At 66.5% G+C, this 15,077-nt stretch carries 13 protein-coding genes; 8 read left to right on the top strand and 5 right to left on the bottom strand.

What is annotated here, in order from left to right:
- Positions 1-103: 103 nt before the first annotated feature.
- A complete protein-coding gene (locus NOV65_RS12210) occupies positions 104-1,234 on the bottom strand; it encodes an aminotransferase class I/II-fold pyridoxal phosphate-dependent enzyme (protein ID WP_257306747.1) in 1,131 nt (376 codons plus the stop codon).
- A gap of 89 nt (positions 1,235-1,323) precedes the next feature.
- Between NOV65_RS12210 and NOV65_RS12205 the strand changes: the two genes are divergently transcribed.
- From NOV65_RS12205 to NOV65_RS12180, 6 genes are all read left to right on the top strand, one after another.
- Entirely contained in the window at positions 1,324-2,004 is a 681-nt protein-coding gene (locus NOV65_RS12205) for a Bax inhibitor-1/YccA family protein (RefSeq protein WP_257306746.1), read from the top strand.
- Between the two features lie 29 nt (positions 2,005-2,033).
- The gene (locus NOV65_RS12200) at positions 2,034-3,083 is read left to right on the top strand and encodes a peptidylprolyl isomerase (RefSeq protein WP_257306745.1); all 1,050 of its coding nucleotides are present in this window, start codon (positions 2,034-2,036) and stop codon (positions 3,081-3,083) included.
- Positions 3,080-4,069, top strand: coding sequence for a peptidylprolyl isomerase (locus tag NOV65_RS12195; protein WP_257306744.1), 990 nt, complete (start codon positions 3,080-3,082; stop codon positions 4,067-4,069). Before NOV65_RS12200 ends, NOV65_RS12195 begins: the two co-directional genes overlap by 4 nt.
- 4 nt (positions 4,070-4,073) lie before the next feature.
- Positions 4,074-4,397 (top strand): RNA-binding S4 domain-containing protein, encoded by a 324-nt coding sequence (locus NOV65_RS12190; protein WP_257306743.1) that lies wholly within the window; start codon positions 4,074-4,076, stop codon positions 4,395-4,397.
- Positions 4,398-4,448: 51 nt separating this feature from the next.
- Positions 4,449-5,435 (top strand): 3'-5' exoribonuclease YhaM family protein, encoded by a 987-nt coding sequence (locus tag NOV65_RS12185; protein WP_257306742.1) that lies wholly within the window; start codon positions 4,449-4,451, stop codon positions 5,433-5,435.
- Positions 5,436-5,625: 190 nt separating this feature from the next.
- Complete coding sequence (locus NOV65_RS12180; RefSeq protein WP_257306741.1) at positions 5,626-6,111, top strand: hypothetical protein; 486 nt, start codon at positions 5,626-5,628, stop codon at positions 6,109-6,111.
- A 224-nt stretch (positions 6,112-6,335) separates the two neighbouring features.
- On the opposite strand, the gene NOV65_RS12175 is transcribed toward NOV65_RS12180, so the two are convergent.
- Together NOV65_RS12175 and NOV65_RS12170 are read right to left on the bottom strand one after the other, a co-directional pair.
- Positions 6,336-7,703 (bottom strand): tetratricopeptide repeat protein, encoded by a 1,368-nt coding sequence (locus NOV65_RS12175; RefSeq protein WP_257306740.1) that lies wholly within the window; start codon positions 7,701-7,703, stop codon positions 6,336-6,338.
- A gap of 158 nt (positions 7,704-7,861) precedes the next feature.
- A complete protein-coding gene (locus NOV65_RS12170; RefSeq protein WP_257306739.1) occupies positions 7,862-8,665 on the bottom strand; it encodes a uracil-DNA glycosylase in 804 nt (267 codons plus the stop codon).
- Positions 8,666-8,728: 63 nt separating this feature from the next.
- On the opposite strand from NOV65_RS12170, the gene NOV65_RS12165 reads away from it, so the two are divergent.
- The gene (locus tag NOV65_RS12165; protein ID WP_257306738.1) at positions 8,729-9,244 is read left to right on the top strand and encodes an RNA polymerase sigma factor; all 516 of its coding nucleotides are present in this window, start codon (positions 8,729-8,731) and stop codon (positions 9,242-9,244) included.
- The gene (locus tag NOV65_RS12160) at positions 9,231-9,752 is read left to right on the top strand and encodes a hypothetical protein (RefSeq protein ID WP_257306737.1); all 522 of its coding nucleotides are present in this window, start codon (positions 9,231-9,233) and stop codon (positions 9,750-9,752) included. Before NOV65_RS12165 ends, NOV65_RS12160 begins: the two co-directional genes overlap by 14 nt.
- 66 nt (positions 9,753-9,818) lie before the next feature.
- Here NOV65_RS12160 and NOV65_RS12155 read toward each other — a convergent pair whose 3' ends face one another.
- Both NOV65_RS12155 and NOV65_RS12150 read right to left on the bottom strand, forming a co-directional pair.
- A complete protein-coding gene (locus tag NOV65_RS12155; RefSeq protein ID WP_257307278.1) occupies positions 9,819-11,729 on the bottom strand; it encodes a WYL domain-containing protein in 1,911 nt (636 codons plus the stop codon).
- Positions 11,730-11,842: 113 nt separating this feature from the next.
- Positions 11,843-15,046 carry a M66 family metalloprotease gene (locus NOV65_RS12150; protein WP_257306736.1) on the bottom strand — a complete coding sequence of 1,068 codons (3,204 nt, stop codon included), beginning with the start codon at positions 15,044-15,046 and terminating at the stop codon, positions 11,843-11,845.
- Positions 15,047-15,077: the final 31 nt, after the last annotated feature.

The raw sequence follows: 15,077 nt of genomic DNA, 5'->3' as shown, positions 1-15,077 counted from the left end.
CAGGGGTGGTCCGTGCGGGCCTGGGACCCTAGGTGGAAGGATAGACAGAACGGGGCGGGCCGCGCCGGATTCAACCCCGGGACTCGCCCCTTGGGCGCCTGGCTCAGGGAAGGTCCAGGGCCTCACAAAGCGCGTCGACCTGGGCCTCGTCCAGGTGGGCGCCGGTGGTGATCCTCAGGCGCGCGGTGCCCTCCGGCACGGTGGGGGGGCGCACGGCGCGCACGTCGAAGCCGCGGGTCTGGAGGCGCGTCGCCAGGCGCACCGCTTCGGCGTCGGGGCCCACGGGCACGGGGACGATGGCGGAGGGCTGGTCGGGCTGCCCCAGCCTGCTCCGCAGATGCCGGGCGAAGGCCAGCGCCCGCTCACGCCGCCAAGGTTCGGTGCGGGCGAGGCGCACGCCCTCCAGGGCCGCGCCCACCACCGGCGGAGGCAGGGCCGTGGAGAAGATGAAGCCACGGGCGGTGTTCAGCAGGTGCTCCCGCAGCAGGCCTTCGCAGCAGATGAAGGCGCCAAAGGCTCCCAGGGCCTTGCCGAGGGTGCCCATCACCAGCGGCACCCGGCCGTGGACGCCCTGGAACTGGGCCAGACCAGCGCCATCGGCGCCTAGCAGGCCCGTGGCGTGGGCTTCGTCGATGAGCAGGAGGGCTTCGTGGCGCTCGCACAATTCGAGGAGGGCCGGCAGGTCCGCGGCGTCGCCGTCCATGCTGAACACGGCATCCGTGGCCACCAGGGCCAGGGCGCCGGCCGGGGCGGCAGATCGCCAGGCGGTCAGCTGGTCGGAGAGATCCGCCAGATCCAGGTGCCCGTAGATGCCTATGTGGGCCCCTCCGGCCCGGGCCAGGCGACAGCCGTCCACCAGCGAGGCGTGGTTGAGGGCGTCGGAGAAGACGGCGTCGCCGGAGCCCACCAGGGCGGGCAGGAGGGTGGCATTGGCCTGGAAGCCCGTGTTGAAGAGGAGGCAGGCCTCAGTACCCTTCCAGGCGGCGAGGCGGGCTTCCAGATCGTCGTGCAGGGGGGTGCTCCCCCGCAGGAGGCGGGCTCCGCCCGCGCCGGACCCGTGCTCGCGGGCGGCCGACGCGGCGGCCTCGGCCAGGCGGGGATCCCGCCGCAGGCCCAGGTAGTCGTTGGAGCAGAAATCCACTCCTGCGGGGGGGTGGATGGCCCGGTCCCGGCCCAGGGCCCGGCGGCGTTCGGCCTGCTGCCAAAGGCGTTGCCGCCAGGGGGAGGGGATCATGGAACCTCAGGGTCCTTGGAGGCAGGGTAAGGGTGGGGGAATGTTAGGATCTGAGGGGGATCCACCACGGGTCCCCCTTGGAGCGTGGCATGGATTATCAGCAGTCGTGGCAGGGAGCTTCCACCGGAGCGCAGTCCCGCGTCGATTTTGTCCGAAGCGTCTACTTGTGGCTCATGGGCGGATTTGCCGTGGCGGCCCTGGGCGCCCTCAGCGCGCCCCTGGTCGGGAATGCCCTGATCGCGGTGGCCGGCCGCTTCTGGTTCTGGGTCCTCTTCGGCGTCCAGTTCGGGTCGCTGATGTTCGCCTCCCGGGTCAGTCGGCGGAAGCCCCTCAACCGGGTGGCCTATGTGCTGTTTACCTTCATCTCGGGGGTCATCGCGGGCATCGTGGCCTTGACGCTGGCCCAGGGCGCCGGGTTCAGGCCCGTCTTCATGGCCTTCGGCCTCACGGGCGTGGTGTTCATGACCCTGACGGTCACCGCCTTCGTGTCCAAGAAGGATTTCAGCTTCCTGCGGAACTTCGTCATCGTGGGCATCGCCGTGATGTTCTTCGGCAGTCTGGCCGCGGCCATCTTCCACCTGGAGACCTTCAGCCTGATCATCTCCGGCGTGGCCGTCATCGCCTGCTCGGCCAAGCTGCTCTGGGACACGTCCGCCATGCTCCGCACGGACGACTTCGGCGACCCTGCCGGCTTCGCCCTGGCGCTGTTCGTGAGCCTCTACAACATCCTCATCTCCCTGATGAACCTTCTCGGGGGGCGTCGCCGCTAAGGCAGCCCTCACCTCAACCAAGGAACCCCATGCTCCGTGCCTCCCTGATCTCCCTGATCGCCCTTGGTGTCGTTGCGCAGGAGCCTGCGAAGGCGCCCGCCACGGCTCCCGTCCAAGTCCAGGCTGCCGCGCCCGTCCAGGCCCCCACCCCCAAGCCCGAAGAGGTGGTGCTGGCCAAGGTGGGCGGCGAGCCCATCACCGAGGCCGATTTCCAGGCTGCCTTCCGTTTGCTGCCCCAGCAGGAGCAGATGCAGATCCTCATGCTCCAGGGCGGCAAGGAGGAGTTCGTCAAGCGCATGGCCGAGAGCAAGCTCCTGGCCGTGAAGGCCAAGCGCATGGAACTGGACAAGACGCCCGAATTCCAGCGGGCCGTCGATCGCACCAGGGATGACCTGCTGGCCCGCGAGTTCCTGGCCAAGGAGGGCGAGGCCCTCCAGAAGAAGCTCGTGGTTTCCGAGGCGGATGTGCAGGCCTTCTACGAGAAGAACAAGGACCGCTTCAAGCAGCCCGAGCTGGCCAGCGTCCGCCACATCCTGGTGTCCGTGAAGCATGAGGGCGAGGCCACGGGGTTGACCGAGGCCGAGGCCAAGGCCAAGGTCGCGAAGATCCAGGCCGAGCTGAAGAAGGGGGCCAAGTTCGAGGCTCTGGCGAAAAAGTACAGTGACGACCCCGGCAGCAAGGAGAACGGCGGGCTCTACGAGGACGCCGATCCCTCCGCCTGGGCTCCCGAGTTCGGCGCCGCCGCTCGCACCCAGCCTCTGGGCAAGGTGGGCGCGCCCGTGAAGACGATGTTCGGCTACCACCTCGTCAAGGTGGTGAGCCGCAAGGCCGCGCGTCAGGTGCCCTTCGAGGAGGCCAAATCCGTGGCCGAGCAGGGCGCGCAGCGCGAGCGGCAGGCGGCGGTCTGGAGTGAACTGATGGAAAGCCTCCGGAAGGAGATCCCCTTCGAGCTGGCCAAACCCGCGCCCACGGAGAAGGCTCCGGCCCCCAAGGCTTCCGAGGCGCCGAAGGCCGCTCCCAAGGTGGATATCCCGACCGACCCCAAGACTGGGGAAGCCCCCAAGGGAGGTGCCCGTTGAAGGCACTGAACCCCATCCTGGCATTGGCGCTCCTGGCGCCCGCGGGGCTGATCGCCTCCGCTGAAGTGCGCGAGGAGATCCTCGTCATCGTGAACAGCCACATCATCACCCGCCGTGATCTCACCCAGGCCGTGGAACAGCAGAACGCGGCCCTCTACCGTCAGTTCTCCGGCAAGGAACTGGACGAGAAGCTGCAAGGCGCCCGGGAGAAGACACTGCAGGGGATGGTGGACGCCTACCTGCTGGAGGACAAGGGCACCGAGCTGGGTTCGCCGATCACAGACGAGTACGTACGCGCCAGCATTGACGGCATCAAGAAGGAGAACAACTTCGCCACGGACGCGGACCTGGAACGGGCCCTGCGGAGCAGCCTGGGCATCGGCCTCCCCGAGTTCATGAAGCGCCAGAAGCAGCAAGCCATTCAGCAGTATGTGCTTCAGCGCGAGGTCTACTCCAAGGTGGCGGTGGAGGACAACGAGCTGCGCGCCTACTACGAAGACCACAAGGAGGAGTACCGCCTCCCCAGCCGCTTCCGCATTCGCGAGCTGGTGCTGGCGAAGGGCGCCACGGCCGAGGAGCAGACCGAGGCCCGCAAGAAGCTGGAAGCCATCCAGGCCGAGCTCAAGGCCGGCAAGTCCTTCGAGGAGCTGGCCAAGCAGAACTCCGTGAGCCCCAGCAAGGCCACCGGCGGCGATTTGGGTTGGATGAACAAAGGCTTCCTCCGCGCCAGCATCGAGGACGCCGCGGTGAAGCTGAAGCCCGAGCAGGTTTCGGCTCCCATCGAGACCGACAAGGACCTCTACCTGATCCAGCTCATCGCCTTGGAGGACGCACCGGTGAAGGACTTTACCGAGGTGAAGGCCAAGATCCTCGAGAAGCTCCAGGAGCCCAAGGCCCAGAACGCCATCGAGCAGTACCTTTCGAACCTGCGGAAGCGCGCGAATATCCGTTACCAGGTGCCCAAGGAACAGATCCTGAAAGGCTGATGCCGTGCGCCTCGATGCCTTCCTCAAGAAGAGCCTGCTCATCAAGCGGCGCGAGCTGGCCAACCAGCTCTGCGACGAGGGCATGGTGCGTGTGAACGGTGTGCCCCGGAAGGCCAGCCACGAGCTGAAGGTCCAGGATGAGCTGGAGTTCCCGCTCTACAACCGGGTGCTAAAGGTCCGGGTGCTCTCTCTGCCCGAAGGCAATGTGAAGAAGGCCGACCAGTGGTCGCTCTTCGAGGTGCTGGAGGACAAGCGGCTGCCCCTAGACCTGGGCTACGGCGACGAGGATCCCTTTTCGCCGCCCTCCAAGCCTCCGCGCAATCATTGACATCCGCTGTCGCATCGGCCGCCCGAGCCTGATGGGACGCCAGGAGCATCCATGCCCGACCAGCCGATCCTCCGAACCCTGAAAGAAGGCGGCGCCTTCCAGGGCTTCCTCCTGGCCCAGGAGGCGGCGTACAAGATCAGCGCCAAGGGCAGCGAGTACCTGGAGCTGAAGCTTGTGGACGCCTCGGGTGACCTCAAGGCCTTCCTGTGGGATGTGCGGGCCATCGAAGGCGACATGGAGGCCGTGCGGGCCGATGTCTTCCTCTGGGTGAAGGGTTCGGTGACCAGCTACAACGGCCGCCTCCAGATGAAGCTGGACAAGGTGCGTTTCGCCCCGGACGCGGAGGTGGGCGATTTCTCCCGCTTCTTCCCCGTCAGCGCCCGTCCGGTGACCGAGATGCTCGCGGAACTGGATGGGCGCATAGCCTCTGTGCAGGACCCCTGGATCCGCCGCCTGCTGGAGGCGCTGTTCGTGGCGGATGCGGATCTGCGCGCCGCCTTCGCCCAGGCCCCGGCCGCCAAGTCCATGCACCACGTCTACCTGGGGGGTCTGCTGGAGCACACCCTCTCGGTGGCGGGCATGGCCGATCACGCCTGCCAGCACTACCAGGACCTGAACCGAGATCTGGTACTGGCCGGCGTCTTCCTGCACGATGTGGGCAAGACCGCCGAGCTGAGCTACCAGCGCAGCTTCGGGTACACGGATGCGGGCAACCTGCTGGGCCACATCGCCCTGGAGGCCGATTGGATCAGTGGGGCGGTGGGCAAGATCCCCGAGTTCCCGGAGGACCTGCGCCTGCAGATCCTGCATATTGTCCTCAGCCATCACGGCCGCCTGGAATTCGGGTCGCCGGTGCTTCCCAAGACCCCGGAGGCTCTGCTAGTCCACTACCTGGACGACCTCGACGGCAAGCTGGAGGTGATGTTCAGGGCCACCAAGGACGAATCGGACAGCGGTTCCTGGAGCCCCTACAGCCGGGCACTGGACCGCATGATCTACCGCAGGCGTTGGCCCAAAGTCGAGCCTGTCGAAAAGTGATCAATAACGAATTAGATATGGCCACTTGTGGTCATGTGTAAAGAGAATGAGCCTCATCTGGGCAGGTCCGGCTCGGCAGAAGATGAAAGGAAGTCCTGATAATGCAGGCAATGTGCTAAACATGCCGCGGCATTGATTCCCTGGCACGGCTCTGGCCCTAGAGGAAGGTCCCACCCTTCCGAGGTACGCCATGAAGCTGTCCCGCAAGGCCAAACGCTACGACGATTCCGTCCTGCCAGGTGAATTCCAGGGGTTCGAGACCTTCCGCCAGGCAGACCTGGAGTTGGACGGCACCCTGGAGGGCTTCCTTCGGCGGGGCGATGACGGGGTCCAACTGGGCGAGATGGTCCTGGAGTGCCATGCACCGAAGCGGCTCAGCTTCGCCAAGCTGAAGACCAAGGCCGAACGCCTGTCGGAGCAGGTGAACTACCTGAAGGAGCGGCTGGAGATCGTGGACCACGACCGTCGGGGGATGTATATCCAGCTCCGCAGCCTGCCGCCCTACAAGGACGACAACCAGATCCAATTCAATGAGATCAGCCTTGGGAAGAACAAGGTCGTGGTGAAGCGCATCGCCTTCTACCGCAAGGAGGAGGTGAAGCAGCAGGTGCCGCTCAACCTCTCCGAGCTGGAGCTCAAACGCCTCCTGTTCGATATTCGACAGGCCATTGCGTAGGGGGAGTACTGCTTTTTAAGTCTCGCTGTTACTGCAAAAAAGGCGCCGACAGCGCCTTTTTTGTATACGCTGCGTCGGGACATGGGATGGGATGGCCGACCTGGTCGTGATGCTCTGCTCGACGGATCTCAGGCTTCGATGGGGTGTGAGGCCTACCTGGGTGTGATGCTCTGCTCGACGGGTGCCCAAAAATGACGCTGCATTGCAGCGCCATTTTTGACCCGTCAGAGCATCGCCATCCAGCTGCCCGACTCCCCTCCGCGGATGGGGTTCTCGGGCAGATCGCTTTCCTTGAAGAGGAAGTGGTTGCTGTTCCAGCTGCCACAGCTGTCGCAGCGGTCCACATAGTCCTGGGTCTTGTGGCCGCAGACGGCACACTCGAAGCGGAGCTTGAGGACCCCCAGGTTGCGGAGCAGCTGCCGGTACTCGTTCAGGGCGGCGTCCAGGCGGCCACGTCGGCTGTGGATCTTGGCCATGAAGAAGAACAGGATTGGGCTGTAGACCACCTGGCTGCGCACTTCCTGGAACAGGTCCAGGGCCTCGTCGAGGATCTCCAGGCGGTAGAGCATCTTGCCCAGGAAGAACTTGGCGGTGGTGCCGTGCTTGGAGGTGGCGGCCACCTTGCGCATGAGGGCCAAGCCATCCTCGGGGCGGCCCAGCTGGATGAAGTAGTCCTCGATCTCCTGCAGGAAGGTGCCTTCCCCGGTCTTGCGGAAGCCCTCCAGCCAGATCTCCAGGCCCTGGGCCTCCTGGTCCTGGAGGATCATGCAGCGGCCCAGGCTGAGGTAGGCGGGGACGAAGTCGGGCTCGTCCTTGATGACCTGCTGGAAGATCTGGGCGGCGTCCTTGAACTGGTCCGCCTCCACTTTGGCGATGCCCACCTGGAAGGCGAGGGCGGCACCCTGGGCCTTCTCACCCTGGGTGAGGTCGCTGGCGAAGTGGGCCTGCAGCTTCTTCTGGGCCTCCAGGGCCTCTTCCCAGCGCTGGGCGTCCATGTGGATGGCCCGCAGGCGCCGCCAGGCGCGCAGCGCCTTCTTGGGATGGCTGGAGGCCAGCTTGCCCAGCACGGCGGCGGCGGCATCAGGATTCCGCAAGGCGACTAGGGCCTCGGCCAGATGATAGGCGGCCTCGACCAGGTCCGGTTCGTCATCACAGAGGGCCTGGAAGAGCTTCACGGCCTCATCCGTGCTGCCGGTCTTCAGGAGGACCTCACCCATGAGCAGGCGGGCGGGCACGTGTTCTTTGCGCTGATCGAGGATGCTCTCCAGGATTTCCTTGGCTTCCCGGGGCAGGCCGTGGGCCATGAGGTCGCGGGCGTCCTGCATGCGCTCGGAGATCCGCTTCACCAGCCGCGTGTCGGCGGAGGCGTTCAATCCGCGCACCAACCGCACCACTTCCATGATGCCGGTGTAGAGCACGTTCAACAGGAAGCCCAGCAGGAAGGCCAGGAGGATGACGCTCTGGATCTTGATGTCTTCGCCGAAGATGACGACTTCGCGCACCAGCAGGTCGTGGTTGGTCAGGTACAGGTTGCCCAGTACGAAGAGTACGAAGGCGAGGAGCACGAAGAAGAACACGTTCACAAGACGCATGGGCCGACCTCGAAAGCTGGGCCTAGCATGACACAGGTGGCCATTGGCTCTCAGCTACCGGGTGTCCGCTCCCGGCGGGTTGGCCCGTCCCGGCCCTCACCGCCTTCTTCGCCCTTCGGGTTCAGACCTCCCCCGTGTTGTAGTCGGAGGCTTGGGGATTACGCTCCTTCGGCCTTGTCCACCCACTCCTTCGCCGCCTTCAGGTCCTCCCACACGGCGCGACGCACATCCTGGGTGTACTGGCGCAGCACGTAGGCGGGGTGGAAGGTGGGCATGACCGGGATGTCGCGGTCGCCGATCCGGACGCGCTTCCACTGGCCCCGCACCCTCGTGATGCCTTCGCTGACGCCCACCAGCTCGCGCAGGGGCGTGGCGCCCAGCGTGACGATCACGGCGGGCTGGATCAACTCGATCTGGCGGCGCAGGTAGCCGAGACAGGTCCGGGCCTCGTCGGGGCTGGGCGTGCGGTTGTCCGGGGGCCGGCACTTGACCACGTTCGCGATGTAGGTCTCTTCGCGTTTCAGGCCGATGGCGCCGATCATCTTGTCCAGCAGCTCGCCGGCCTTGCCCACGAAGGGCCGGCCCTGCAGATCCTCATCCCGGCCGGGCCCCTCGCCCACGAACATGAGCCGGGCCCGGGGGTCCCCCTCCCCGAAGACGAACTTCAGGCGGTTTGGGCCCAGCGGGCAGGCGAGGCAGCCCCGGATGGCCTGCTCCAGCTCCAGGAGGGTGGTCGCGGCGGCCACGATCTCCGGCGTCGGGCAACCCATGGGGTCCGTGGGGGGGGTGTAGGCCACAGAGGGGGCAGGAGCGGGCCGGACCGTAGGGCGGGGTGCGGCGACGGGCCGGGGGGCCGCCGCCGGCAGGGGCGGCTCTGGGGCGGCGGCCATCGGCTCGCGGACGAAGCCCATCACCCCCAGTTCCTCGAGGGTGTCGCGCCAGGCTTGCAGGGGCGAATCCATGGACTCCAGCCTAGCCCGGAACTTCACCTCTGGTTGGTGCATCCTAGAACGTCGGAGCCCCGCATGGAGCAGTCCCCCCAGGAAACCCCGTTCGGCAGCGAGGAGGCGTTTCACAGCGCCTTTGCAGAGCTTTACCCGCGGCTGGTGAGTTATGCCCGCCGCTACGGGGCCACCTTCCCGGAAGACATTGCCCAGGAGGCCTTCGTCATCCTCATGCAGCGGGAGGTGCGGGTGGAACACCCCACCGCCTTCCTGTATGGCACCGTCCGCACCCTCTCCCTGACCGAGCGCCGCCCCATGAAGAACCAGAACCTCAGCCTGGAGTCCGTGTCCGAGCCCGGCTTGGCCGGAGGGGCCGACGACCAGGTGCTGAACCAGGAGGTCCGGGAGCGGATGCGTCTGCTTTCGCCCACCTTCCGCGAGGCGCTGTGGCTCTTCGTGGTCGAGGGCCTTTCCATCCGGGAGATCGCGGACATCCTCGGCATTCCCGAGGCCACCGTGAAGACCCGCATCCACCGGGCCAAGGCCCAACTCAAAGATCAGCTCAACCCCACTGGAGGCGTGCATGTCCTGGTCTGATCCAACCCGGCGTTTCGAACCCGCCGAAGATGTCCAGTTGCGGGCGGAACTCCGCGATCTTCTGGGCCTCGGGCCCGTGACCGCCAGCGCCCCCGCGGTGCCCAGTGTGGAACTCGCCGCCCTGGCCGACGATCTGCGCCGGGAGGCCCAGCGCCGCCGCCGCACGGAGCGCAAGCGCCCCACCTGGGGCCTGCTGGCCGCCGCGGCCCTGCCGCTCCTGGCCGTCCTGACCGGCCTGGGTGCCTGGGGCTTCCAGCAGAAGCAGCGGGCCGATGGGCTCGCCCTCCAGGCCCAGCACCAGGAGCAGGAGCTCAGCCGGATGGCTGCCTCCCATGCCGCCGAGGTGGCCAGGGAGCGCCAGGCCAAGGAGGAGGTCCAACAGCAGCTTCAGTTAGCCTCGAAGCAGGGTGGGCGCAAGACTGAGCCCTACCTGGTCATTCCCGTGGAGAAGCCCCTGAAATTCCAGGGCGACGACTACCAGCGGGTGAAGGTCAAGCCGCAGCAGTAGCCGCAGCACCGCGCCTCCGGGGGATGGGGAAAGAGAAGAGCCGGCAAAGCCGGCTCTTCTCTTGTCTCATCCTGCCTGGCTGTGGTTGGCCGGGGTCCAGCCGCGCTCGTTCAGGAGCTTCACGCCCTGGATGCGGGTGAGGCGGAAGGCCATCTCCTCCTGGTGGAGGTGGCAGAAGGCCAGCAGGTGGTCCTCCTGGATGGTGCGGGGGGAGACCCGCCGCAGCTGCGTGCGGTGGGCGGCCGGAGGCAGGTAGGTGAGTTCCACCATGAGCGTATGCCCCGCGGCGTATTCGAGGATGCGCTGCACCTCTTCGGCCAGCTGGTCCTCGCCACCCAGGTGGAGCATCGGGATGCGGCGCTGCACTTCCTGGTAGAGGGCCGGATCCTCGTCGTGGAGCTTCTGGAGGGCCGAGCGCACCATCTGCTGCACGGGTTCCAGGTGGTGGTTCATGCCCTTCTCGTCCACGAAGGCGAGTGCCGCCAGCGCCCAGAGGTAGAACTTCTCGTCCGAATCCACGCTCAGGGCCAGGAAGCGTCCGGGCTTGGGCATGAAGCCCGCCTGCTTGAGGAGGGCATGGGCATTGCCGTCGCCGCGCACCTCCAGGACAGTGTCGGACAGCGTGGCCAGCTTCAGGGGGGCCAGTTCAGGGCGCAGCTTCAGCTCGTCGGCCAAGTGGGCCGTGCGGGCGCGCACGAGCCGCACGCCCTGGTGCACCTCCACCTCGCCCACCCGGCGCGAGAGGTCCTCCAGCAACTGGAGCAGGGGCTGGGGCAGGGTCTGCGTGGAGGCGCCCAGGCGTTGGCCCAGCTCCTCGAGGAGCACGCCGGCGTCGAGGGCGCGCACCAGGGTGGCGTGGCTCACGCGGAAGGTGCCCATGGCGTCCAGGGCCTCGACATCCGCCAGCTGGGCCACCTGGAGCAGGCGGTGGGGGTTCTGCAGCAGGGGTGTCAGCAGCTCCAGCGTGGGCTGCAGGATCATGGGCTGATCGATCTCCAGGGGCTGCCAGTGGGCGGCGGTGCCCTTCAGGTCGCGCAGCAGGTACTCATGGGCCAGGGCCTCGCCGTGCTCCGTGAGGCGCAGGTGCGCGTAGCCGTCATCCCCCTGGATGATGCCCATCCGCCCCAGGAAGGGCAGGAACACCGTGCGGGTGCGCTCCTCGTCGAGGGGGTGGAGGGTCTTGAGGAAGGCCAGGAAGGGCTGGACGGCGAGGGTCTGGCTTCGGCGTTCCAGCAGATGCTGCATGAGGAAGTGGCGGTCTTCCGCGGGCGGCATGCCCCAGGCTTTGAGGTCGTGCTCCAGCAGACTGGCGAAGGCCCGCTCGGCCACCCAGCGGGGCGGGTGGCTCGTGACGGCGGGCAGCAGGGTCTCCACGCGCCCTTCGCGGCTCCACAGGAGGCCCAGGCGGTGCAGCAGGGTGAAGAGCAGGGTGGCGTCCTGTTCCTCCTGCAGCATGGCGTTGCGCTGCATGAGCTGGCCCAGCTCTTTTTTCGCGGGCAGACCGCCCTTCAAGACGCGCAGTCCCGCCACGCAGCGCAACAGGACGCTCGTGAGGGCCAGGGAGAACCGGAAGGGCTCGGCGGCCCGTAGCTTCACGCCCTCCGGAGCCTGGAAGGTCAGGGCGCCGTCATCGAAGTCATCCAGGGCATCAGCCACGCGCTCGGGCACGATCCAACCCTCGCCGCCGGGCAGGATCAGTCCCAGCCCCCGGAGAATATCAATCACGGGTTCGGAGGGCACTGTGCCCTCGTTCGCCAGGTGCTTCAGGGCGACCAGGGAACCGCTGTCCAGGTCGGCCAGGGTGTCGGACAGACGCTTATGGTCCTCCAGGTGGAAGACCATGGTCTTGAGCAGGCGGACCCGGCCCTCGGCCTCATCCTCCCAGCGCAGGGGAATGGGCAGGCGGCGGCGCTCGCAAATGGTCCTGAGCTGCTCATCCGAGCAGTTCGAAAGGAGCTGGTAGTGGTTGAACGGCATGGACACCTGGGTACAGATGATCCTCCAGTGTCCCACGGAACCCCGGAACGCTCACGCGGAAAAAACGCCCGACAGGCCTCGGGCGTTTTTCGCGGGGCGGGCGGGGATCCTGTCTACTCGGGAGTCTTGACCTGGAAGGCGCGTCCCGCCACGCCATCGCTGAGCGCCAGATCGAAGCGTTTCGCCCGGGTCGTGAACGTCTGGCGACCGCCGGTCAGAATGGCGATGACCTCGCCGGTGTCCGCATCGCGGACGAGGGCGGCGGGATGCACCGAGACGTCCCAGGTGAGCTGGACCTTGTCCGGCGAGAGGCGCTGGACCTCGGGTGCCGGGGCCACTCCGGAGGTGGCCCGGAGGCTGGTGAGGACCTTGCCGTTCTTGAGGACGTTCAACCTGGCCAGAGAATCGAGAACAGTCGCCTCGATGGGAAGCGCCATGACGAAGTGCCGCACGCGTTCCTTGGGCCAGCACCCGAGATCCATCAGCTCGAGGGGCGTGGTGAAGACGGGGAGGCCCTTCTGGTCCAGGCATTCCAGCGAGTAATCTCCGGCCTCGGACGCAGCGGACGGGAGTGCGCGGGTCCGGAAGGAGGGGAGGAACTCCACCTCGCCATTCTCGTGGACGATCCCCCGGACGATCAGGCACTCCCGGGCCGCGGCCTGTTCCTTGGGCAAGGGAGCGTCCTCGGCGCCCACCGCGAGGAAGCCGCCGGTGGCGCCCCGGAAATCAAGGATCTTCCTGTAGACGTAGTCGCTGACCCAATTGGGTGAGCAGTAGCCCATGATGTCGTTGTAGGCGCTGGGCGATTTCAGCTGGCTCGCAGTGGTGTCATAACCCCAGACGCCAATGAGTCCACCGGCATAGGGGTAGTTGGGATCGGGGTCGGCGGCACCGCCGCAGGGGCTGTGCGGACGGCCCATGTTGTGGCCGGTCTCGTGGGCGAAGACCTCCGGGAAATTGCCACCATCCTGGAAACCCGTCTTGTCCCACCCGATGGCGGTGCGGTATTTGAAAGAGCTGCTCGAAGATGGAACCCAGCCGAGGCCGGCCTCCCCGGAGTTGTAGGTGACTTTCAGGGCGCCAAAGTAGTAGCGATCCGTGGCGTTATCGGCCAGGTGCTTGGCCGTGAGGTCGTTGAGCAGGGTGTCCCATCCCGTGCCATCTGACTTGAGAGTCACCGAGGAGGTGAAGGTGGCACCCACGACGACATCCACGCTGGCCACGGGGTACATCTTCGCCAGCCGGGCGACCCATGCGCCCTTGTTGGCCTCGGTGATGTTGCCGGTGCCGGTGGAAAGCGTGACCGGGAAGATGGTGGTCCTGAAAATCGGGACCGTGGTGCCACTCAGGGCCACCGCCGCAGTGTTGTTGGTCTCATCGGCTTCGGGAATCGAGCCCCCAGGATCCACCATGGCCTGGAGGCTGTATCCGCTGCCGGTGGGCGTCGTCAGGTCGGTGCCAGCGACCGGCAGGTTCCAACTGTTGGTGAGCAGGGACTCGTTCAGGGAGAGCGGGGTGCTGCTGGCAGGGGAGGCGAGCGTCTTCGGATAGCCGCTCACGGGGAGGCCATTGTTCAGGAGGGTGACCTGGACAGCCGGAGCCGCGGAGTTCGTCTTGTTGGCGAGGACGAAGACCCGGATCAGACCATTTTTCCCGGCCACGATGGGGACCGAGTTGTCGAGGGTCTGCGTGCTCTGGGTGAATTGGATCTTCTCGATGTGGAGGTCCAGGGAGGTGCTGGCCGAGTTGACGGTGAAGGTCTGGGTCACCGTCCCGCCGGGCGTGCTGATGACCAGGTTGCCGGAGGTGGCCCCCGTGGGCACCGTGAAGGTGATCTGGGTGGCGCTCAGGCTGGTCGGCGGGATGGTCACGCCGTTCAAGGTCAGGGTCGTGCCTGGATAGCCCAGGTAGCTGCCGGTGATGACCACGGGCGTTCCGACGGGGCCCTGGGTCGGGTTCATGCCCTTGACCAGGGGAACGCCATAGATCACGGAGAAGGCCTGGCTGGAAACCCCGGTGCCCTGGGCGTTGGTCAGGCTGATGGGGGCGCTTCCGATGGTGGCGTTGATCGGCACTCCGACGGAAAGGCTTGTGCCATCGGTGAGCGTCGGAACGGCGCTGGCACCCCCGATGGTCACATTGGTCAGCCCGAAGAAGTTCATTCCGGAGATCTGGACGGTCACTTCACCCGCGATGCCGGAGGAGGGTGAGAAGCTAGAGATGATCGGCTTGAGATCCGCGGTTGGAGCGCCGATCTTGGCCACCACGTCGTCGAGCAGGAAGCTGGTGGCATTCTGGGCATCCTCCTGGCTCCTGAACGACAGGCGGATGACCTGTCCTTTGTAGGGGAGCAGGTCCACGGAATAGGCCGTGTAGTCGGAAGCATCGAGGTTCGTCTTGGTGAGCAGGGTACTGAGGGCTGTGCCGGAGGTGTCCAGCGCCTCGATGATGACGGAGTCCTTGGCCCCTCCACTGCTTGGCTCGGCGGTGAGGATCTTCAGGTAGAAGGTGGCCGTCGCGGATTGGGCCGACCCGGGGATGTAGAGGTCCTGGGTGATCTGATCCGATTGGATCGACCCGTACCCGCCCAGCCAGGCAAACAGCGTTCCGCCATGGGGAACCACGCCCGGGGTGCTGGCCGAGGCCCCCTGGATGATGCCGGTATCGCCCTTCCAGATGATGGGCGAAGCCTGCTCGAAGCCAGTGTTCATCAACACCTGGATCGCATTGCTCACGGTGTAGGCGGTACTGGAGGTGGCGGTGCCACCCGGGGTCGTCACCGAAAGGGTCCCAGCCGTCAGGCCGGCAGGCGCGATGGCCAGGATCTGGGTATCGCTGGTGATGGAGAAGGAGGCGGCTGCCACGCCGTTGAACCGCACCTGGGTGGCGCCCACGAAGTGCAGGCCTGTCAGGGTGACCACGGAACCGGGGCTGAGGACGGACGGTGCGAAGAACGTTAGGCTGGGAGGCTGGGCAGCATCCACCGAGAAGGTGGGGGAGGAGGCCGAGCCGGTGGGGGTGGTGACCCGGATGGCTCCTGTGGTGGCGTTGCCCGGCACCACGGCATCGATTTCGGAGGCACTCACCACCAAGAACGAGAAGGCGGGCTGTCCGTTGAAGGACACGGCGGTGGCGCCAAGAAGGTTCGTCCCGGAAAGAACCACCGGGGTGCCGGGGCTTCCGTGGGTGGGGTTGACGGCGCTGATGGTCGGAAGCGGTGGGGGGGGCGGAGTGGAAGACCCACCTCCGCCACCCCCGCACGCCAGGAACGTGATCAGAGCCACGAAGGTGAGGCATCGGACCGATAGGTGATTCATGGTGGCCCCGCAGCGAATCGCCGCCCGCATC

Origin of the sequence: Geothrix campi (assembly GCF_024609265.1) — a bacterium.
In the GTDB taxonomy this organism is placed as follows: domain Bacteria; phylum Acidobacteriota; class Holophagae; order Holophagales; family Holophagaceae; genus Geothrix; species Geothrix campi.
The sequence above is the reverse complement of the archived record's forward strand: the minus strand, read 5'-3'. Positions and strand labels throughout refer to the sequence as shown.

Coding starts and splice junctions, on each gene's coding strand:
- NOV65_RS12180 (WP_257306741.1), top strand. CDS start 5,626: ATGAAGCTGTCCCGCAAGGCCAAACGCTACGACGATTCCGTCCTGCCA.
- NOV65_RS12160 (WP_257306737.1), top strand. CDS start 9,231: ATGTCCTGGTCTGATCCAACCCGGCGTTTCGAACCCGCCGAAGATGTC.
- NOV65_RS12175 (WP_257306740.1), bottom strand. CDS start 7,703: ATGCGTCTTGTGAACGTGTTCTTCTTCGTGCTCCTCGCCTTCGTACTC.
- NOV65_RS12170 (WP_257306739.1), bottom strand. CDS start 8,665: ATGGATTCGCCCCTGCAAGCCTGGCGCGACACCCTCGAGGAACTGGGG.
- NOV65_RS12165 (WP_257306738.1), top strand. CDS start 8,729: ATGGAGCAGTCCCCCCAGGAAACCCCGTTCGGCAGCGAGGAGGCGTTT.
- NOV65_RS12210 (WP_257306747.1), bottom strand. CDS start 1,234: ATGATCCCCTCCCCCTGGCGGCAACGCCTTTGGCAGCAGGCCGAACGC.
- NOV65_RS12185 (WP_257306742.1), top strand. CDS start 4,449: ATGCCCGACCAGCCGATCCTCCGAACCCTGAAAGAAGGCGGCGCCTTC.
- NOV65_RS12150 (WP_257306736.1), bottom strand. CDS start 15,046: ATGAATCACCTATCGGTCCGATGCCTCACCTTCGTGGCTCTGATCACG.
- NOV65_RS12200 (WP_257306745.1), top strand. CDS start 2,034: ATGCTCCGTGCCTCCCTGATCTCCCTGATCGCCCTTGGTGTCGTTGCG.
- NOV65_RS12205 (WP_257306746.1), top strand. CDS start 1,324: ATGGATTATCAGCAGTCGTGGCAGGGAGCTTCCACCGGAGCGCAGTCC.
- NOV65_RS12155 (WP_257307278.1), bottom strand. CDS start 11,729: ATGCCGTTCAACCACTACCAGCTCCTTTCGAACTGCTCGGATGAGCAG.